This window comes from Paenibacillus sp. GSMTC-2017 (assembly GCF_016019935.1).
In the GTDB taxonomy this organism is placed as follows: domain Bacteria; phylum Bacillota; class Bacilli; order Paenibacillales; family Paenibacillaceae; genus Pristimantibacillus.
Genome location: NZ_JAECMT010000006.1, coordinates 1 through 20,727, shown reverse-complemented (window position 1 = coordinate 20,727; position 20,727 = coordinate 1). Strand labels below are relative to the sequence as shown.

The window sequence follows — 20,727 nt, the reverse complement described above, 5'->3', positions numbered from 1 at the left end:
AATTATTATCATGAATGAAATTTTTATAAAATTGCGTACCATTTATTCGTGACTTCATCAATTGTTAGTGAATCTTTTCTAGCCGGGCTACCATTGACACTCCCGCTTTCATTTGCCGGAGGGCTGCTCTCAGTATCATTTCCTCTAGACGTTCCATCGTCGGTCCCAGTACCAGTCTGTCCGCCCTCTTCTGTCCCTGTTGTAGGTGTTTCGGTTGGCGTTCCTCCAACTTCAAGCTCTTCACCTCCACCACCTTGTTCGGTAGATGTAGAGTCATCTTTAATCTCAACTGTAACAGATAAAGATTGTCCATTTGTTAAAACAGTTTGCACAAGCGGCGGCAAATCCAGTTCGAGAGACACTGTATGTGTCCCTACAGCAAGTCCCGTAACTGGGGCTACGATAGCTATATCTGTTAGCTTTACACGATTAAGAACAGATTGCGCTCCACTTATCTCCAGATCCATCGTCCCTGTCACAGGATTCATTACTTGTGCCGTTAATCCTTGTGCAATCCCATCTATGAGGATGGGTATGTTTTTCAAAACACGTGTAGCAGCATTCTCGACAACAACCTCAAGCTCAATCTCACCAGGAGATACCGAGTGAATGCCTTCAACTGGCGATGGCTTCACTTTATAGGCTCCCGACTCCTTCACCTTCGTGAGATCAAGAACAACTCCATCGTAAACATCGACCTTATCAAGTACGTTCTGATGTGCATAAATGGTTATGTCATCCTGAGCTGGCTTAACTGATACTAGACCTAAGTTTTGTGGTAAACTCCCGGAATACCTGATCTGAATCGGTACTTGCTTGAACGGGAGTGTGATCTTCGTCTCCACATGTAGCGTCGCTGGTTCAACCTTCGCATTCGTAATTTCTTGCCCCTCAGTATCATAGACGACTATTTTCGCCTTTTTGTTCGTGACCGTTTTATCTTGGCCTTCAACATTCATCGTTACCGCTACAGCACCAACTTTGAGCATGTCATCCTTTGGCAATGTTACTTGTACGACATCACTGTTTTCAGTCAAAACTTCTGGTGTGCCTAGCACATATCCTGCCGCAGGTTTACCTTCAGTAATGACCTGTACATCAAACGATTTGCTCACAATCTCTTCGATTTGCACGGTTACTTTCCTTGGTGACAACTCAACTTCTTTAATGCCTCTAGGCATCTTCACCGTTAGCGGAAGCTCTTGAATGCCTGCTCTCACATGAGTTAAATCAACATTAACAATATAATCGGCATTCGTTGCCGTAAGTAAATTTGTAATACGCCCCTCAACGACGATACGCGCGACTGTAGGCTCCATTGCCGTCAGCACGTACTTTTTCTCATCCAGTCCCATCGGCACAATTGTTGCAGCCTCAATAACTTTTGTATCCACATTCGAGGTGACCGTTTGTGGTGATGTTTGTGGATCAATATGTACAACTATAAATAATAGAAGCCCTAGAATGACAGATATAATCTTAAGGGCGGTGGGGTGACTTAGCCATTTGTCCATGTTACTCTCCCTTCCGCTTCCAAAACGCAATCTTCAAACTTTTATCTTTTCGACCATTGTTCGATGTCATTGTGAGTTCTTCGAACAGCTTAGAAATAAGTGACTCTTCGTTAATGTCCCTAACGATCATTCCATTAATGGATAACGAAACTTGCCCTGTCTCCTCTGACACGACGACCGACAATGCATCACTAACTTCACTAACGCCAATTGCAGCACGATGACGCGTGCCTAACTCCTTACTTATAAACGGATTTTCAGACAGCGGCAAATAGCAGCCAGCAGCCATAATTTGATTCCCTCGAATAATGACGGCTCCATCATGTAACGGTGAATTCGGTGTAAAAATATTAATTAGCAGCTCCGATGTAATTTTTGATTCCATTGCAATACCAGATTCAATTAATTCGGTAACACCTGTCTTTCGCTCGAATACGATCAATGCGCCGACTTTACGCTTGGACATATTTTGAACCGCGCGAATAACCTCTTCGATCTGTTCGCTTACGGCGTTTCTCTCTTGGGAATAAGTACGAGAAAACAGGTTGCCACGGCCCAATTGCTCTAGTACACGACGTAGCTCAGGCTGGAATAAAATCATTACCGTTACGATACCTAATGTAAACAACTGATTCATTAACCATTTAAGCGTATATAAGTTAAACCACGTACTAATGCCCCAAGTTGCAACAAGTACAAAAATTCCTTTTAACAACTGTACCGCACGCGTTCCACGGACTAACAAAATCATTTTATAAATAATAAAACTAACGATACCAATATCTATAATATCCTTTAACCAATCATGCCAAGTTGAATCTGTAAAATAACTCATGCGCCAACCCCCAACTGCAGATCACTTACTATCTCTATAATCGCATATCAACCTTATTATTTTCTATAAATGGGATTGGAAATCCTTTATTTTAAAATTATTTTCAGAAAAAGTTATGAACAGTTGCCAAAGTAAAAAAAATGCTTCCCTTTTGGAGGGAAGCGACTATGATTATTTTGAAACAACGACACCGAAAGTGGAGGTAACTTTGTACCAGAACCAATCAAGTGCTTGATCAATCGTTCTACTTTGCCCCGCAATATGACCAGTTGAAGCAAGAACCATCGAACCGTCAATGACTGTAACATCGCCATCTACGGAACCTTGCACTTCAACCTTACCATTCTCAACCGTCAAATTACCAGTAATCTGGACGCCCGCAGGGACGATGACCGTATTACCGTCAATGACAACATGCTGCAGATCCTCGCCTGAGACAATCATCTTGGAATCTTCTTCCCATGATGCGAAGAAGCTGCCCATCATAACTAGCAGAAACACAGCCGCCGCTGTTATGCCGGGATAGCGATACAGAAAACGGACAAACGAACTACGTTCTTTCTTCTTTTGTTTCGGTAGTTGCGACATAATACGTTCTTTCAATTGCTGGGATGCCGCAGCGTCAAAATTCGCAGTCAGCTTGACCGTTTCCAAGGCGACGAACGCAGCAGCGTCTGTCTTCTCTAGCTGTTCAAACCGAGTGCGACAAGCAGGACAGGCATTCATATGCACTTGTAAAGGTGTTATTTCTTCACGTGGCAACTCGCCGTCCAAGTAATGATGGATCTTGACGATGGCAACTTTACATTCCATAGCAGCCATTCCTTTCTTCCGTTGCTTGTGCGTTCGCTTTAATCTCGTTATAGGATACGTAATAGAATGAGTGATGTTTCAAATATTTTAAATCAATTGTTACCCCATTATAATCGGTGTTCTAGTTTCTTCCGCAAAAACTCACGACCACGGTGCACACGCGTCTTAATCGTCGTTACCGGCATACCGAGAATATCTCCTACCTCTTGGAGCGACATATCTTGTATGTACCTTAACATCATAACTGACTTGTATTTAGGTGGCAGCGACTCCATTGCTTGATGAATAATCCGCTGTGTATCTGAAAGGATAAGCTCCGACTCAGGCGTTCGATTATCACTTGGGATCATCGAATACCCATCTAAACCGTCATAATCATGGGACTCCGCATCCAGAGAATACGTAGGTTTACGCTTTCTAAGTCGATCGATACATAGATTCGTAGCAATTCGGTAAATCCAAGTTGAAAATTTCAACGTTTCATCAAACCGGTCTAAATTTTTGTGTACACGAAGGAAAGTGTCCTGTACGACATCTTCCGCTTCCTGTCGATTGTTCAGCATTCGGTAAGCCATATGAAAGAGCTTGTCTTGGTATAAGTCTACTAGCTCTGCAAATGCCCCTTGATCGCCCTTAAGAGCTAATCGAGCAAGCCCGTTCTCCACCACGTTCACCTTTTTACTCCTCCAAACGTTCCTATCATCTTTCTATCTATATAATCGTCGTTTCTGCGACAATAATAAACGTTTATCAACTACATAAAAAAATGGTAAACGACCTGCACTCAAAAAGCAAGACCAACGAGAAAGAAGTCATTATTAATAGAAGTTATTTTCGCAAAAATAAGGATCTGAGCCTTCAAGAAGGTTCAGATCCTACATTTTCTTACAACGTATTCGATTTCAGCCCTTCAAGCACCTTTGTAATCGTTGTTGTTGGAATCGCGAAGCCAATTCCTTGTGCTTGTGCATTTACTGCCGTATTGATTCCTATTACTTCTCCTTTTTCATTTAGCAGAGGTCCGCCAGAGTTACCGGGATTAATGGATGCATCCGTCTGGAGCAGATGTTCAAATTTCCGTTCTACTCCTTGTTCATCCTGAATGGTTATAGGACGTTCCTTCGCACTAAGGACACCCATCGTCAATGACTGATCAAAGCCGTACGGATTGCCAATCGCAATGACCCAATCACCTATATTCGTTTTATTAGAATCGCCTAGCTTAAGTGCAGGAAAGTTACCCCCGTCCGGCTTTTCAACTTTTAGTACTGCTAAATCCAGTTCCTTACTCGTTCCAAGCACCTTGGCAACTAGCGGCTCATCCCTTCCGCTCACCGTCACCCGTACCTCCGACGCACCAGATATAACATGTTCATTGGTCAAAATATAGCCTTCTTTATCAAAAAAGAATCCTGTTCCCGCTCCCTTTAGCACCAGCTCGCCAGTATTACCTTGCTGACCTTCTATGCTGTTTCTTTCTGCTTCACTTTGACCGTTTCCGTTATTTCCGCCCATAAACTGACGCAGCCACATATCGCTCATCGTTCCAGACTGATGCGCTTCCTTATAGTTTTCAATCTTTACAACCGCTGGACTTGCTTGTTCATAAATATTTGCAATACCCTCACTTGTGGTAAGCGAAGCTGTCGTAAGTCCAGCGTCCTTACCCGCTCCACCGTTTGCTACAATCCCACTTGCCGAACGACTATCTGTAACTCCTCCGGTAAACAAGTTCGCTTTATCCGCTGAATAAGTCGCTCCACCGATCACAAGTGCACCTGTCAGAAATGCCGCGAACATTGCAATCGCTGGGTTATTTTTTTTGCGTTTAGGACGAGTTTGTCCCACTTCTCTATAATAGGCTTCGAACTGTGGCGCAACTGACTGATGGCTTGCATTCGAGCTTTCATATGTGCCGGAATTTATATTGGTATCTTTGCTCGCATAAGTTTCACCATTCGTGCTGCTCTGTGAGTGTAGTGTTTTGAAATCATGTTTATCGTTGCTCATTGGTTAACATCCTCCCATGTATGATCAACTGATCTATTTGATATCTCTATAATGGGGGTTGTACCTTAAAGTAGTCTTAAGTGGGAGTAAACGTAACATAAAACATAGGGAAGTAATGCTATCCTCTTGCAAAAGTACACCTATAACCCGATTTTCTCGGGTTACGCCGATCAATATTAGACCAGACACAACGCTAACCCGATTTTCTCGGGTTACGCCGACCAATATTAGACCGGACGCAACGCTAACCCGACTTTTTCGGTTTAGAAAGCCCCGCACATGCTCGAAAGCAAACTAACTTCAACACAATAACAATCTCTAAAATCAAAAAAACAGCTACGGAAAAATTTCCGTAGCTGGTCCTTAATAATAACTATTAGCCCGTGTTCCGAAGACCCGCTGCAATACCGTTGATCGTAAGAAGCACCTCGCGGAGCAACTCAGGATCATCTTGGTCATTGTCGCGTAGCTCACGAAGCTCTGTTAGTAGCTGTACTTGCATATAGCTTAGCGGATCAACGTACGGATTCCGCAAACGAATAGATTCTTGAATGACTGGCACATTATCGAGAATCTCTTCTTGGCCTGTAATACTCAAAATCAATTTCGAAGTTAGTGCAAACTCCGTTTCGATTTGAGTGAAAATCCGATCTCGAACGCCATGGTCCTTGATCATGGTTGCATATTCCTTCGCGATGAGCAAATCTGATTTGGCAAGTGCCATCTGCAGATTATCAATTAGCGAGCGGAAGAATGGGAAATGCTCATACATTGTCTTCAACGTCTCAAGCTTCTCCGGCTCATCCAATACATACTGCTGAAGCGCAGTACCTGCTGCATACCATGCTGGTAGCAAGTAGCGGCTTTGCGTCCATGCGAATACCCATGGAATTGCACGCAAATCTTCAAAGCGGTCGCTGTTCTTCCGTTTGGAAGGACGTGAGCCGATGTTCAGTTCACCAACCTCTGGTAATGGTGTAGACTCTTTGAAGAACTGCAGGAAGTCTGGATCACGGAAGATCAGATCTTGATATTTGTTAAGTGCCGTTTCTGAGATTGAACATGCGATTGCATCCCACTCCGCCTCAGATGCCGATTCCTTCTCAGGGTATTTCGCCATACGAGCAGCTGTAATAAGTGCCCACGTTGCTTGTTCCAAGCTTCGGTATGCAATACCTTGCATAGAATAACGAGAGGACAATACTTCACCTTGCTCCGTAATCTTAATACCCCCACCAATTGTATGAGGTGGCTGTGCTAAAATACTACGGTTAAGTGGCATACCGCCACGACCAAGTGCTCCGCCGCGTCCATGGAAGAACTTCAGCCTTACATCATATTCCTTCGCTGCAGCTGTTATTTCCTTAAGCGCTACACGTAGCTCCCAGTTCGCTGTAACAACGCCGCCATCCTTATTACTGTCGGAATAACCAAGCATAATTTCATGCAAGTTCCCTCTTGCTTCTACTGCCTGGCGGTAGACTGGAAGCTCGAACAACTCCTTCATAATACCTGGTGCCGCATGTAAATCATCTATCGTTTCAAACAAAGGTACAGATTGAAGCGTGCAACTAACAGTACCATTTGCTTCTTTGCGGAACAAACCTACTTCTTTAGCAAATACCATAACTTCAAGCATATCGCTTGCAGCTTGCGTCATACTAATGAGGTAACTTCCGATACAGTTTTCGCCAAACTCACCTTGAGCACGGTAAATCGTATGGTACAAGTCCAAACATTCACGTGTCGATTCCGAATAATCTAGATGACTCGACGTAAGCGGACGAGGATCATTAAGAAGTTTGTGTAGAAGCTCAGTCTTCTCAGACTCGGATAAGGACGCATAGTCTTCAACAATGTGCATTTTCGCCAAAACTTCTGCCATAGCGTTCTCATGCTCTTTACTATGCTGACGCACATCTAATGCCATCAGATGGAATCCGAACAACTCAACTTGACGAACTAACTTAGCCAAATCTGTATCTGCGACGTAATCTGCATAATGATTGCGCAAACTGCGATCGATAACAAGCAAATCTTCACGTAGTTCATTAGGGCTGTTATAACGCATCGGTGAGCCTTTAAGCGATTCATCACGTGTATTTGCAAGCTTCTCAAGCATATAGCCAAGCTTAATACGGTACGGTTCCGTCGTATTGCGCCACAGCTCCACACACTTTAGCTCCACATGTTCGCGGTCTAGACGGATTGACTCCGTCAATTCCTCAGAGACTGTAACCAAGTTAGTGCTGAAGCTTAGCAAGTCAACTAAACCGTTCAGCTTCTCTTCATATTTACGTAGTGCCAGCTGGCGGTGCAATTGCAACGTTTCCCAAGTTACATTCGCTTTAACAGATGGGTTACCATCACGGTCGCCGCCGATCCATGAGCCAAAACGCAGATAATCTGGCACATGCCAGTGCTCATCCGGATAATATTTGCTGAGGCAGCGCTCAAGCTCTTCATAAACACTTGGTAACACTTCAAATAACGTCTCATCAAAATAGTACAAGCCATTACGAACTTCATCGATAACAGTCGGTTTTCGGTCGCGAAGCTCATCCGTCTGCCAAAGAATCAAAACTTCGTTCATCAGCTTTTCTTTCAACTTCTCACGCTCACGGAATGTCAATGTCGGATTATCAAGTAACATAACATCTTCAGCAATCCGTTTATGGATATCAAGCACTGCACGACGTGTTGCTTCCGTTGGATGGGCAGTCATCACTAGCTCAAGCGATATTCCACCAAGAATATCTTTAACATCGTTAATATCAACCTGGCGTTCCTTCAAATCTTGAACTGCACTTTCGATTGATCCACGCTGCACAGCTTCACCCGTTGAAACCTCGTAGTCCCGCTTCCGCCGAATTCGATGATTTTGCTCTGCAATGTTAACCAGTTGGAAGTACAGGGCAAATGCACGAATAACCTGATGACGAATATCAGGGTTTAATGATGATACTGTAGACTTAAATTGTTCGAATAGTTCCGGCACAAACTCAGCGCGAAGCGCTTTACTTTGCTCACGAATTTGCTCTACGATATCAAGCAGTTCCCGTCCACCTTGATGAACCAATACCTCACCTAAAATGTTCCCAAGGAATCGCACATCTCGTCTAAGCAAATTGTTTGCTTGTGTTCGACTAGCAGCTGTTAATGAAACAGATTGTTCTGACATACCGTTCCTCCTACAAATCTGTACAGCAAACTCACTTTGAAAGCATCCGCTTATCCTTAGCGCACATGCCTAGTTCAACTCCGTAAGGTTACTCTCAGTTTCATTTAATGGCGTAATCACTCCTACCATCATACTACAAAAAACTACTACGTTGAAGCCCTGCAGCGTAAGACTTTGCATTATTCTGACTAATTCAACAATATGATTGATGAAAAATTGCATTTCTCCATAGCTAAAGATAGCCTATTCAATACCAATATTTTATTTACAAAAACCTGAATCCGTAACGCTTCTTTTCACGCTGCGAAATAACGAAACACAACTTGAAACATCGAGCGTGGGTGATCATCCGAGCAAGTTTGAATGTCGTCTTCACTGGCATTCACCTCAGGGGTGCAGATTAACAATCGCATCAAAAGTACTGTTATCTCTATTTTACTCCTGATAACTCTTTTGGCCATAAAGTACTTTAGGTAATCTTATTAAACCTCTTTCATTCAATTCGTACAATTATCTATATCTGTATCCTAATCTAAACGTTTTACCGATCACCTCCCATGCGCATGAGTTTCTACAATTAACATTTTTTCTTCTTTATCGAACAACTTTATGAAAAATGACTGCCATATGATAAGTGACGATCGTCATCAAAAACAAGCAATGATTAGGTATTAGGTTATGTGTATTATGGTACTTATCTCATCCGATTGTTTACGCTATGATCAATTAGCACCATCTTTGATTAAGGATATCAAGTTGAAATTTATTGAACGGAGGTGAAAAAGTACCTATGCGCTGCTAATTCAATTAGGATTGGCAAGCAAATGTAAATGTAGCTTTATGAAAAACAGATTTAAGTAGAAACGATCCAAAATGCGTTCCTGGCATTCCAAAACCTATGAATGGGAAGGTGATTGTTTATGAAAAATTCGATGAAAAAACTGACTTTGGTGCTGATGGCTACAATGATACTTATGTTCTCGCTCAGCGCAACGGCTTCGGCATCAGGCGACGTCATTCAAGAAGTATATTTAGGTCAGCAATATTTACAAAGTGGTGAAATGTCAGTTAGCGGAAATGTAACAATCCCTGCATCACAGGCATATGGACCTGATGGCATTTCATTTGTATATTTTTTAGTTTGGGCGCTACGTAATGATGGCACTTGGGTCAATGTTCAAGGGGATCATATGCCTGTCCTTGCGAATGGTCAAAGCCAATCTTTTGTTGATGGTGGATTTAGACAGCACATGAATCAACCAAATCTCTCAACGGGAATTTATAAAGTCACTTTTATAGCTCCTCCGGGAAGCACATGGAGTAATTTACATGCTTGGACTTGGGACCATAACTACAACTAAGACTATGCATTACAGTTAGGTATTCAACATAGAAGATCAGAAATTTACTTATAATCAAATATTGTATTGATCCCTCACAAAAATCACTCCACCGTTAATGACATCTGCACACCTTCGTCGTCATATACCTCAGCAAGCATACGCAGTTTGTCTTAGCACAGCTCAATCTTTTCTAAAAAAGACTGAGTGACACATTCGTATCACTAGCCACTAACAATTATGTCTCGCAAACACAACCCTGAAGGTCTTCAAGGTTGTGTTTGCGTTTTTGAATTAATCGTTTTACCGATCATCACCACGTACATGTTTTTCTAAAATCTTCTTTTTTGGACTAACTATACGAAATGACCGTCATCTGATAAGTGATGATCGTCATCTATGGATAGACAGGTTGATATTAACTGAATGGAGGTGAAAGTAGTAGGAGAGAATTCATACGCGTTTTTGGCAGTCCAAAACTTATCAATGGGAAGGTGAATGTTCATGAAAAAATCGATGAAAAAACTGACATTAGTGCTTGGTCCTTCAAACAGCACATGGAGTTATATAAACATTTGGACTTATTAAAATAACTAAAATCACTCAACTGCCATTATAAAATCACAAAATGTGTAATTATTCGCATCTTTCTGACTCGGTTTCTCTATTAGAGAGCCGCGTCATTGCTTGGGCCTATAATATTCGTACTAATGATCTGAATGTAAAGATGGCTGTCGAGACTTTCTCGACAGCCTGAAGTATTAAATATCAAATTGATATCATCCTCATTCCTCAAATTTCAAAAGAAAGGAATGAGCTTAGAATAAATGATTAGTTCGTGAGACTAGCCAATACATGCCAGTTTCAACTCTTTAAATCTATGTATTTTGACAGTTAATCTTCAAGTATTCAGGAAAAATTTATATCGATAATGCGAATTAGATGGATAGCCTCTTAATGTAAATAGCCCACCGACCATCAAGGTTCGCGGGCTTAACTTTTTTGGCAAACTAGCTGATTATTCGATGGGTGGAAATAACCTAATCCAATAAATGATTAATTGGCCCCATTTCCGTCCCAAACTAGGGGACGAGTTATTCCTATACTGAAAAATAAAAACAAAAAAAGCCTTGTTTACACAAGACTTTGGCTCTTAAGATACTGGAGCGGGTGATGGGAATCGAACCCACGCTATTAGCTTGGAAGGCTAAAGTTCTACCATTGAACTACACCCGCAAAAATTATATGGTCGGGATGACACGATTTGAACATGCGACCCCCTGGTCCCAAACCAGGTGCTCTACCAAGCTGAGCTACATCCCGTGAAAATATACATTTTAACCACTTTGTTGTGGAAATGGCGCGGCCTAAGAGATTCGAACTCCTGGCCTTTTGATTCGTAGTCAAACGCTCTATCCAGCTGAGCTAAGGCCGCACAATTATGGAGCGGAAGACGGGAATCGAACCCGCGACCCTCGCCTTGGCAAGGCGATGCTCTACCGCTGAGCCACTTCCGCGCGATATTTTCTTTCGTCTTGCAATTCATTGTTCATTGCGGCGACAAGTAATAATATATCACCTTTCAAAACAGAATGCAACTCTTTTTTAAAAAATAATTAAACTTTTTTTAAAACCCTCATTCTGGCTACAGAATGAGGGTTTTATGTAAGGCTATGCGCCTGCTGCAGCAAGCTCTTTTTGCTTCTTGGGAGCAGTGTTCACAATCACTTTATCAGCTACTGGAGCTGCCGCCAAAGCAAATGGCAAACATAAAGGCACACCCGTTCTTGGATCTGGGACAATGTCCGCTTCTATATTAAATACTTCACGCATAATATCCGGGGTAACTACTTCGATTGGAGAACCTTCTCCACTAACTACACCATTTTTGATGGCAATCATATGATGAGCATAGCGCGTTGCATGGTTCAAGTCATGGACAACCATAACAATCGTTCTATTGTTCATCTCATTAAGTTTTTGCAAAAGATGGAGCACTTCAAGCTGGTGGGCCATATCTAGAAACGTCGTAGGCTCATCCAGGAACAAAATATCAGTCTCTTGTGCAAGAGCCATAGCGATCCACGCACGTTGACGTTGACCTCCAGAGAGATGATCAACTGGACGATCTGCGAAATCACCCATTCCTGTTGCTTCAATCGACCATTGGACGATGCTGCGATCTTCTTTTGACATCGAACCGAATCCCTTTTGGTATGGGAAACGACCATATGATACAAGTTCCGCTACTGTGAGTCCATCTGGTGCTGTCGGATTTTGCGGCAAAATTGCGAGTTGCTTCGCCACTTCCTTCGTAGATTGCTTATGAATAGACTTACCATCCAACAAAACATTGCCTTTAGAAGGATTCATAATCCTAGCCATCGTCTTCAAAATTGTAGATTTACCAGAGCCATTAGCTCCTACGAGTGCTGTGATTTTACCTTGGGGTATAGCAATATTTAAATTTTGGACAATGAGACGATCATCATACGCAATGTCGAGATCGGAAGTCGTCAAACGAATCATGTGACAAGCACTCTCCTTCTGCTGCGCTTCCGCAGACTTTGTATCCTTAGTGGTGATAACGATTATCAAATTCCCTTTAATGATAATTGTTCTCAGAACGATTGTCAATTAAAATGATCCCTTATAATATGAGAAAACTAGAAATTCACACCCATCATTACCATTTCAATGAATTTCCAAATACGAGTACATTACTAATTAAACGGCCAGGTGTTGTAATCACCTTGCCACCTCCGTACATGCCAGATGAAGCACCTCCATCTAAGTTCATCGCCTGATGAGCTCCCAGCTTCAACATGATTTCTCCCCATTGCTTCATCGTCGCAGAAGGTACAGTCGCGATAATTATGGTTCCATCTTTTTCAACGATAATACCGCTTCTTGCAGCTGAGCCCTTTAAAATTTCCGCCTCAGTAAATCCTTCTTGTGCACCATTAACAGCGAGCTTTCCATCTTTCACAAGTCTTGGGCCCGCTCCGACGGCTGTATGTACTCGAGACCAGCCCACCGTTTTGCCGCTCATATTTTTAGTTTCTAGCTTGTAGTCTACTTTAATGCCTTCCTTAAAACGGTCAGCGAGCTTCTCTTCAGCACCTGCAAATACAAGTACATATCCATCGCTTGGTATAGAGACGTTTACATTTTTGTCCTTTCTTGTAACGATACCATTGCGGACCGTAACGGAAGAACCGAAGTTGAATCCAATTTTCGGTCCACGTGCCGGAGTAAACATCGTTGCAGTTGCTTTCCCCTTTTGTGGTGTCCGATTAACGAAATAGGCATACCAGTTATTCGGGTGGGAAAATGAACCCTTTGTTCCGCCTATAATTTTCGCACGCAAACTATCCATTAAAACTGTACCATCCCATGTAAAACCGATGGTCGTTCCCATATTTCCGATAAAATCTAACTTGCCATTCGACATCATCATTCCATAGGGCTCAGGCAATCCATCATAAGCAGAGAAGAAAGTACCGTTAATTGCTGCTTCTGCACCATAAGCTTTCGCTATAGCTGAAAGTCCTTGCGACTTGCCAACAGATCGTTGGGCTACTCCTAGCGTCATTGGCATGCTTTTCGGGATGTTGACGGTCTGAATAGAAAATGATTGGCCAGAACCCAGCTTAATCTTCTTAGAGGCAGCAGTCGATTTTAGCTTAGATGTCGTAGCTGTTATTTCAACAGGAAGCTTGAGCTGGCCCCTGTAGCCTGACGTTGTAACATCGATGATCAAATTAGTTTTGCCAACTGCGATTGGCGTCACGATACTATCTGGGCTAATGCGAACAATCTTGCTATTGTCTGAGCGATAACTCACTGCAACTGGAGCAGAAAGTTTCAGCTTGTCCGAGAGCAGCAGCCTCGTACCAATCGGCAGCTTCAGCACCGCTGCCGCATACGTTACCGCGACGGGCCGATACGACCCCGCCGCGACCAATTGCTTGGCGGACGCATAAGCGATCCGTCCGCCGCCAAGGGCAACAACGCCGCCCGCAGCGCTCGCGGCGTGCTTAAAGCTGTGTGCGATCATGCCGGCTCCGCCATCGATCGCATGCACGGCGCCGGAGCGACTAGCGGCCAAAATTTGGCCGCTAGAGCTATCCGGCGTAAGCGCCGCGGGGCCGAAGCCACCAGCCCCGCTTACGCTTTTGCGCCACCGCTCCGCCCCGTCGCGGAGGCGGAGCGACACAACTGCATTGCCGCTAAGCTCAGCGGCAATGATCGAACCATCGTCCCCGGGAATAACTACCGGGGACGTCCAACCTCCGGCGGGCTCCGCCGCCAGCTCGCGAACGAAGCGGACTTTGCCGTCCGCATCGTAAGCTGCGAGCGTCTTGCCCGCCATAAGCACGATGCCGCCCGTTCCATCGGCGGCAAGCTTCGCCTTCTGCACCTCAGCAATCTGCAGCGACTTGTCTAGCTCTACCTTTTCGTCCTTCGCATTTGCCTCTTCTTGCTTTGCTTCCTGCGACTCTGCACCTGGCTCCGACAGTTGCACCCTATCGTCCTTCACTTTTGCCACTTCTTGCTTAGCTTCTTGTGACTCTTCGCTTAGCTTTGACAGTTGCATACTATCGCCCTTCACATCTGTCACTTCTTGCTTTGCATCTCGCGACTGCGTACCTTGCTTCGATATCTGCTGCAAGCTATCGCCCGATTCCCCTGCCAAAGACGCCGCTCCCAACTCATCCTTCACATTCGTCTCAACAAACTCCGCTTCCTCATTTTGTACATTTTTCTCATCCATACTGCCTAGTTCTACTTTCGACAGCCCTTCAACCAAAACAACCTTCCAGAACAGCTTGCTCCCATCAATAACGTACAAGCTACCATCACTGCCTAACGCGTAAACACCCTTATTTGCCGGCACCAAAGATATGACCTTGACCCCTACAGGCAACAGATACATTTCCTTATCTTCACTTGCATTCAGCGATAGAACTGCGTGCTCATAAGTGAAATAAGGTCTTCCTTCACCATCTACAGTTACAGCCGACGGCATTAGCCCCTCCGTCTTCTTTTGGAAATAGTACATACCCGCCATCACACCGTTGCCTTTACTATCATAGTAGCGATAGAGTCTGGCGCTATTTCCGGCAATCCATATATCCCCTTGTTTATTTGCTGAAGGTGCAGTTAAACCTGTATATTGATTTTTACTCCAATGTTGTTTACCATCTTTATCAACTACAGAAATTAATCCATTTTCGGTCGTCAAAAATAACAAACCGTTCGCCAATACTAACGGTCTGTTTAGTACCCCGTCCATTGCATAGCGCCAATATTCAACTTCTGTTTTAAACTCACTTTTAACTTGAGTAGCACTATTTACCTTTTTATCGACGAAAATATCTTTGTTTTGATGCCCATTGTGTCCGACCGCTTCTGCAACATTGTCTCTCTGCAATGACCGCATGTCTCCACCCACACCTATAGAGCTGCAACCAATCGCTACAGCTACCGCTATAGCTATTCTACGAATCCAACGTCTCTCTCTTTTTACTAACATAGTCCGAAGTACCCCCACCATTAATGCAAATTATAGTTAACTAGAACTATATCGGCCATATCCACATCAATTTTCAGTGTAATAAAAACTCTATTTGAATTTTAGGTCTATGTTTTAGTACACTTGGGAGCAAGGAGTGGATGTATGTTGTCTAACAAAAGGTTTACATTAGAGGAAGCCAATGAATTGCTGCCACAGATCAAACTAGAATTGCAGCAATTACAACTTATGACCAAACAGATCGAAGAGCATTACATCTCTTACCGCAAGGTAAAAGCAAATAATGTCGCAGGATCTGATGATCCTTTGTTTGAGCTGGAGGGAAAGCTCGATTTTATGCAAATGGAATTTAGTTTGTATATGGGGAATATTACACGTAAAGGTGTACTTTTAAAAATGATTCATCCTGGTCTAATGGACTTCCCAGCTATTGTTGATGGAGAAGAGGTTCTTCTTTGTTGGAAAGAAGGCGAAGATCAAATTACTCATTATCACGGCTGGAACGATGGATTTGTGGGAAGAAGACGTCATCCAGACGCAAAATAAACAGCAAAAAACCCTTCTATCAGAAGGGTTTTTTCATGAATGGTGCGCGTAGAGGGACTTGAACCCCCACGGTCGCCCGCTAGATCCTAAGTCTAGTGCGTCTGCCAATTCCGCCATACGCGCGTAAAATGCTTTAGATCTATAATATATCACGTGCATTCACCCATTGCAAGTACAAATTAAAAAATATTTTAGCCAAAACAATCTCTGCATCCTACGATCGTATTTCATTCATGAATGCCGCAGCTAATACAATTTCCCCCTCGCGACTGATTTCCCCCGCATCAGGTTCATGTGTAATAGCGACAGTGTCATATTCACTCGGCTCAAACGTGAACTTTAACGCAACAGTTCCATCTTGTACTAAAAATGTTCCAGCATTGTGAGGTTGCCCTTCCTTCAATAACCACACCTGATAAGCTTCTGATTTTTAAACTCCGGAAGTTTCTCTGCTTGTATGAGTAAATGTGTACCCGTACTATCTGTCAAAACAGGCGAAAATATCGCGATCTTCTGGATCGACTCTGATTGGATGACTCTTAATGGAACAAAGAGGAAAGTTGACGACAACGTTTTTATTACAAAAGGCCGTACATAAGTACCCCTAGGTTTCGCTTCTGAATTACTTGGTTGGGATGTGAAGTGGGATCAACCCACATGGAGTGTTACGCTAACTAAAGCTGAAGAAACAGCTCACAAACACTAATTACGTTTCTATACTTTCCTCACTCGCTAAGTTATGGACCTTAAAACGCCAAAAGAGCAAGCCATCATCTAACAATGACTTGCTCTTTCTTTATGAATTGCTACTCACGATCTTAGAGTTGATCATTGAAGCTTATTAATAAAGTTAATAAACAGCAAAAAAACCTTCTATCAGAAGGTTTTTTTCATGAATGGTGCGCGTAGAGGGACTTGAACCCCCACGGTCGCCCGCTAGATCCTAAGTCTAGTGCGTCTGCCAATTCCGCCATACGCGCGTGTTATTGCCTAGATTTATATAATACACAATTCTCGATTGCTTTGCAAGCCCACTTTTAAAAAAATTTAAACTTTATTACGAACACTTAAAAACAACATAATGATAAATGAATTACACTATTTTAAGTCTTCAAATAAGAAAAGTATATGAGAGGACACCAGATCTCTTATTTTTGCAAAAAGATTAGTTATAAAATTTACAAGGACACAGGATCTCTTATTTTAAAAAATGCCATGTTTTAAGCATTATTTAGGCTAACTAGCGGAATCTGTGTGTCTTTTTGATGCATTTATATATAATTAACGGAACCTACGTCCTCTTTTCAAGGAAGCATTAACCTGCTGTACGTTTCAAGTAACGCATCCCTCATTGTAAGGATATTAAGCCTCTCATTCATACTTAATATAAAAAAGACGCACAAACTAACCTCAGTTTGTGCATCTTTTTAAATAAGAAATTGGAGTGTGTTATTTATTCGGAACTCTCAACATGTAACGTAAGTGATGCCTGTAAGATCTGATGATTGTCCATCTTAATGATATGCCATACATGCTCACCCTGATGAATAGGTACTGGCTCCTCGTCAAGCGAAAGGAGTTGAATCTGTAGCCATCCACCTATTGTATCTACATTGTGGCTGTTATCAAACGTTAGACCAAATTGGGCCTCAATATCACTTAACAATACACGTCCGCTGAAATGATACACATGATCCTTTAGCTTCACGATATCAGGAACTTCATCGTTATCAAACTCATCACGAATTTCACCAACGATTTCTTCCAAAATATCTTCCATCGTAATGATACCTGCCGTACCTCCATATTCATCGATAACAAGAGATATCGGTGTACCCTTCTTCTGCATCTTCAAAAGTACGTCCTGCAAAGGTGCAGTTTCATGGATTGCATCTATTTCATGAATATGACTTGCCATATGCATCGGTCGCTTAAGTACTAAATTTATTGCAAGTTCCTTTGCATTTAAAAAGCCAATAATTTTATCTTTATCGCCATTCTGTGTAACAGGATAACGAGTATATCGATTAGCGTCGATAATTTCCAAAAGGTCATCCTTTTCAATTAACTCATCAATTGCAACAACTTGCATACGCGGTACCATAATATCCTTAGCAACTCTTTCATCGAATGCAAAAATATTTTGCATATATGAAAGTTCGGTTTGGTTGATCTCTCCACTATTAAAGCTCTGAGTCATAATAATCTTTAATTCTTCCTCAGAATGGGCTTGTTCATGCCCTGCAGGTTGTACCCCGAATATGCGAAGAAACAGACGAGCAGAACCATTCAGCAACCATATTAACGGAAATAACACTTTACCAAACAACACTAACGGTCTTGCAAGCAACAAAGTCATACGTTCTGCATATTGAATGGCAAGCGTCTTAGGAGCAAGTTCGCCGAATACAACATGTAGAAATGTCATCAATGAGAGTGCCAACATGTAAGATATCGGAGTAGCCCATGCGTCCGAGATGCCCCAAGTTTGGAAAAGAGGGTGCAATATTTTCTCGATGGTTGGTTCACCAAGTGCACCAAGCCCAAGAGCCGTAACCGTTATACCTAATTGACATGCTGATAAGTAATAATCAAGTTCAGTTACTAATCGTTTAGCTGCAATCGCTTTTTTGTTACCTTCCGAAATTAACTGATCAATCCTCGACATCCTTACCTTAACAACTGCAAACTCTGATGCGACAAAAAAGGCCGTTAACACAATTAATAATAGTACGAGCAGTAAGTTAATTATGATTGATAAGTCCAACTAGTTCCCTCAAGCTGAGGGATTCACCTCCGTATATTTCATTCATTAAATGAACTATTTAATACGTTAATTTTCGGAAGTCGTTTCATTGATTATAACTTTTGCCCCAATTCGTTTATTATGACAACAAAAGCAACATCTATTCAACAAAGGATGAAATGAATAAAATTGATCAACTCGTCAAATATCCAGCTTTTCTTACGAATTCAAGTATCTGAATCAATTTAAACGTATATGGAACATACTTCATTGTCAGTTTCTAAGAGTAATAATGTACTTATTCTTCAAAGAAACCTTCTTTTATTGAAATCTAAACGTAAATATCCTCTTGTATTCGAAGTTGACTTACCATCTTTTTATTTTAAGCGCATTTATGTACTTATTCTTCAAAAAAGCATATTATGCTCGGATTGTAAGTGCAATATTGTAGCTATTTAGTGAAAAAAACATGCCTGTGTTCATTAGGTTGCATTAGGAATTAGAAATTATTTGTGAGGAGGATTTATACGGGATAAGAAAACAAAAGGAATACGAAAAAATAGACAGCAAAAAACCCTTCTATCAGAAGGGTTTTCTCATGTATGGTGCGCGTAGAGGGACTTGAACCCCCACGGTCGCCCGCTAGATCCTAAGTCTAGTGCGTCTGCCAATTCCGCCATACGCGCGTGGGTCTTACCGGTAAATAAACTGGTGAGCCATGAAGGACTCGAACCTTCGACACCCTGATTAAAAGTCAGGTGCTCTACCAACTGAGCTAATGGCTCTTACTAAGAAAATGGCTGGGGATCCAGGATTCGAACCTAGGATGACGGAGTCAAAGTCCGTTGCCTTACCGCTTGGCTAAACCCCAGCGAACGGTATGGTGGAGGATGACGGGATCGAACCGCCGACCCTCTGCTTGTAAGGCAGATGCTCTCCCAGCTGAGCTAATCCTCCATAAATGGTGACCCGTAGGGGACTCGAACCCCTGTTACCTCCGTGAAAGGGAGGTGTCTTAACCACTTGACCAACGGGCCTAACTAAAAGTGAAACAACTTGTCCTTCGCATGAAATCAGGATTTGTTCAGTAAAGAACTGGAGCTCTCAACCGGGATCGAACCGGTGACCTCATCCTTACCATGGATGCACTCTACCTACTGAGCTATGAGAGCAATAATGGCTCCCCGAACAGGACTCGAACCTGTGACAACTCGATTAACAGTCGAGTGCTCTACCAACTGAGCTATCAGGGAACAATGCACATTTCAATAAGAAATGATCCACGAGCTTCAATTGCAAAAGAACTGAGCTTCAAAGTACAAACAAAGTTTGCGCCCTGAAAACTGGATACGAAAGATCTTGCTTGAATGTCTTTAGCTGTTTGCTTATAAGTTGTATGGCCTATATAAGCGTATTAGGATAAGCCCTCGACCGATTAGTATTCGTCAGCTCCGTACATTACTGCACTTCCACCCCGAACCTATCAACCTCGTCGTCTTCAAGGGGTCTTACATACTGGGAAATCTCATCTTGAGGGGGGCTTCACGCTTAGATGCTTTCAGCGCTTATCCCGTCCGTACTTGGCTACCCAGCGGTGCTCCTGGCGGAACAACTGGTACACCAGCGGTACGTCCATCCCGGTCCTCTCGTACTAAGGACAGCTCCTCTCAAATTTCCTACGCCCGCGACAGATAGGGACCGAACTGTCTCACGACGTTCTGAACCCAGCTCGCGTACCGCTTTAATGGGCGAACAGCCCAACCCTTGGGACCTACTTCAGCCCCAGGATGCGATGAGCCGACATCGAGGTGCCAAACCTCCCCGTCGATGTGGACTCTTGGGGGAGATAAGCCTGTTATCCCCAGGGTAGCTTTTATCCGTTGAGCGATGGCCCTTCCATTCGGTACCACCGGATCACTAAGCCCGACTTTCGTCCCTGCTCGACTTGTAGGTCTCGCAGTCAAGCTCCCTTATGCCTTTGCACTCTTCGAATGATTTCCAACCATTCTGAGGGAACCTTTGGGCGCCTCCGTTACATTTTAGGAGGCGACCGCCCCAGTCAAACTGCCCGCCTGACACGGTCCCTCTACCGGTTTCACGGTAGTAGGTTAGAACTCCGATACGATCAGGGTGGTATCCCAACGTCGCCTCCACACAAGCTGGCGCTCATGCTTCAAAGGCTCCCACCTATCCTGTACAGATC

The 20,727-nt window shown here is 43.0% G+C and carries 13 protein-coding genes, 13 tRNA genes, 1 rRNA gene and 1 pseudogene; 4 read left to right on the top strand and 24 right to left on the bottom strand.

All coding sequences use genetic code 11. The features are described from left to right. Nucleotides 1-23: 23 nt before the first annotated feature. The 6 genes from I6N90_RS20895 to ppc all read right to left on the bottom strand — a co-directional run bounded on the left by I6N90_RS20895 (nt 24) and on the right by ppc (nt 8,353). Complete coding sequence (locus I6N90_RS20895; RefSeq protein ID WP_197937609.1) at nt 24-1,514, bottom strand: CdaR family protein; 1,491 nt, start codon at nt 1,512-1,514, stop codon at nt 24-26. Nucleotide 1,515: 1 nt separating this feature from the next. Then, nucleotides 1,516-2,349, bottom strand: a complete 834-nt coding sequence (cdaA, locus tag I6N90_RS20890; protein WP_197937608.1) for a diadenylate cyclase CdaA — start codon at nt 2,347-2,349, stop codon at nt 1,516-1,518. Nucleotides 2,350-2,520: 171 nt separating this feature from the next. After that, nucleotides 2,521-3,171: a zf-HC2 domain-containing protein gene (locus tag I6N90_RS20885; RefSeq protein WP_232243216.1), complete on the bottom strand. Its 651-nt coding sequence runs from the start codon at nt 3,169-3,171 to the stop codon at nt 2,521-2,523. A 98-nt stretch (nt 3,172-3,269) separates the two neighbouring features. Continuing rightward, nucleotides 3,270-3,836, bottom strand: coding sequence for an RNA polymerase sigma factor SigW (gene sigW, locus I6N90_RS20880; protein WP_197937607.1), 567 nt, complete (start codon nt 3,834-3,836; stop codon nt 3,270-3,272). A 211-nt stretch (nt 3,837-4,047) separates the two neighbouring features. Beyond that, nucleotides 4,048-5,172, bottom strand: a complete 1,125-nt coding sequence (locus I6N90_RS20875) for a S1C family serine protease (protein WP_197937606.1) — start codon at nt 5,170-5,172, stop codon at nt 4,048-4,050. A gap of 376 nt (nt 5,173-5,548) precedes the next feature. Further along, nucleotides 5,549-8,353: a phosphoenolpyruvate carboxylase gene (gene ppc / locus I6N90_RS20870; protein WP_197937605.1), complete on the bottom strand. Its 2,805-nt coding sequence runs from the start codon at nt 8,351-8,353 to the stop codon at nt 5,549-5,551. A gap of 920 nt (nt 8,354-9,273) precedes the next feature. Between ppc and I6N90_RS20865 the strand changes: the two genes are divergently transcribed. Beyond that, on the top strand, nt 9,274-9,714 hold the full coding sequence (locus I6N90_RS20865; RefSeq protein WP_197937604.1) for a hypothetical protein: 441 nt from the start codon (nt 9,274-9,276) through the stop codon (nt 9,712-9,714). A 1,141-nt stretch (nt 9,715-10,855) separates the two neighbouring features. On the opposite strand, the gene I6N90_RS20860 is transcribed toward I6N90_RS20865, so the two are convergent. The 6 genes from I6N90_RS20860 to I6N90_RS20835 all read right to left on the bottom strand — a co-directional run bounded on the left by I6N90_RS20860 (nt 10,856) and on the right by I6N90_RS20835 (nt 15,232). Continuing rightward, nucleotides 10,856-10,929, bottom strand: a tRNA-Gly gene (locus I6N90_RS20860). Nucleotides 10,930-10,939: 10 nt separating this feature from the next. Beyond that, a tRNA-Pro gene (locus I6N90_RS20855) sits at nt 10,940-11,016 on the bottom strand. Between the two features lie 35 nt (nt 11,017-11,051). Next, nucleotides 11,052-11,128 (bottom strand) — tRNA-Arg (locus I6N90_RS20850). Between the two features lie 7 nt (nt 11,129-11,135). Next, nucleotides 11,136-11,210, bottom strand: a tRNA-Gly gene (locus I6N90_RS20845). Nucleotides 11,211-11,364: 154 nt separating this feature from the next. Beyond that, nucleotides 11,365-12,222 (bottom strand): ABC transporter ATP-binding protein, encoded by an 858-nt coding sequence (locus I6N90_RS20840; RefSeq protein ID WP_197937603.1) that lies wholly within the window; start codon nt 12,220-12,222, stop codon nt 11,365-11,367. 157 nt (nt 12,223-12,379) lie between these two features. Further along, a complete protein-coding gene (locus tag I6N90_RS20835) occupies nt 12,380-15,232 on the bottom strand; it encodes a phosphodiester glycosidase family protein (protein WP_197937602.1) in 2,853 nt (950 codons plus the stop codon). Between the two features lie 144 nt (nt 15,233-15,376). Here I6N90_RS20835 and I6N90_RS20830 point away from each other — a divergent pair, with 144 nt between their 5' ends. After that, nucleotides 15,377-15,778 (top strand): DUF2203 domain-containing protein, encoded by a 402-nt coding sequence (locus I6N90_RS20830; RefSeq protein WP_332262488.1) that lies wholly within the window; start codon nt 15,377-15,379, stop codon nt 15,776-15,778. Between the two features lie 40 nt (nt 15,779-15,818). On the opposite strand, the gene I6N90_RS20825 is transcribed toward I6N90_RS20830, so the two are convergent. Both I6N90_RS20825 and I6N90_RS20820 read right to left on the bottom strand, forming a co-directional pair. Further along, nucleotides 15,819-15,901, bottom strand: a tRNA-Leu gene (locus tag I6N90_RS20825). A gap of 91 nt (nt 15,902-15,992) precedes the next feature. After that, nucleotides 15,993-16,190, bottom strand: coding sequence for an anti-sigma factor (locus I6N90_RS20820; RefSeq protein ID WP_197937601.1), 198 nt, complete (start codon nt 16,188-16,190; stop codon nt 15,993-15,995). Nucleotides 16,191-16,235: 45 nt separating this feature from the next. On the opposite strand from I6N90_RS20820, the gene I6N90_RS20815 reads away from it, so the two are divergent. Beyond that, nucleotides 16,236-16,376 (top strand): hypothetical protein, encoded by a 141-nt coding sequence (locus I6N90_RS20815; protein ID WP_197937600.1) that lies wholly within the window; start codon nt 16,236-16,238, stop codon nt 16,374-16,376. A 12-nt stretch (nt 16,377-16,388) separates the two neighbouring features. Then, nucleotides 16,389-16,484 (top strand): annotated as a pseudogene (locus I6N90_RS25490) (hypothetical protein); the annotation flags it as partial. 191 nt (nt 16,485-16,675) lie between these two features. Here the strand turns inward: I6N90_RS25490 and I6N90_RS20805 are convergent. The 10 genes from I6N90_RS20805 to I6N90_RS20760 form a co-directional block, all read right to left on the bottom strand. After that, a tRNA-Leu gene (locus I6N90_RS20805) sits at nt 16,676-16,758 on the bottom strand. 473 nt (nt 16,759-17,231) lie between these two features. After that, on the bottom strand, nt 17,232-18,545 hold the full coding sequence (locus I6N90_RS20800) for a hemolysin family protein (RefSeq protein WP_197937599.1): 1,314 nt from the start codon (nt 18,543-18,545) through the stop codon (nt 17,232-17,234). Between the two features lie 582 nt (nt 18,546-19,127). Continuing rightward, nucleotides 19,128-19,210 (bottom strand) — tRNA-Leu (locus tag I6N90_RS20795). 23 nt (nt 19,211-19,233) lie between these two features. Further along, nucleotides 19,234-19,309, bottom strand: a tRNA-Lys gene (locus I6N90_RS20790). Nucleotides 19,310-19,321: 12 nt separating this feature from the next. Next, nucleotides 19,322-19,395 (bottom strand) — tRNA-Gln (locus I6N90_RS20785). A 10-nt stretch (nt 19,396-19,405) separates the two neighbouring features. After that, nucleotides 19,406-19,481: transfer RNA gene (locus I6N90_RS20780), tRNA-Val, on the bottom strand. Between the two features lie 5 nt (nt 19,482-19,486). Beyond that, a tRNA-Glu gene (locus tag I6N90_RS20775) sits at nt 19,487-19,561 on the bottom strand. A 59-nt stretch (nt 19,562-19,620) separates the two neighbouring features. Beyond that, a tRNA-Thr gene (locus tag I6N90_RS20770) sits at nt 19,621-19,696 on the bottom strand. A gap of 5 nt (nt 19,697-19,701) precedes the next feature. Beyond that, nucleotides 19,702-19,777 (bottom strand) — tRNA-Asn (locus I6N90_RS20765). Nucleotides 19,778-19,939: 162 nt separating this feature from the next. Continuing rightward, nucleotides 19,940-20,727 (bottom strand): 23S ribosomal RNA (locus tag I6N90_RS20760); the annotation flags it as partial.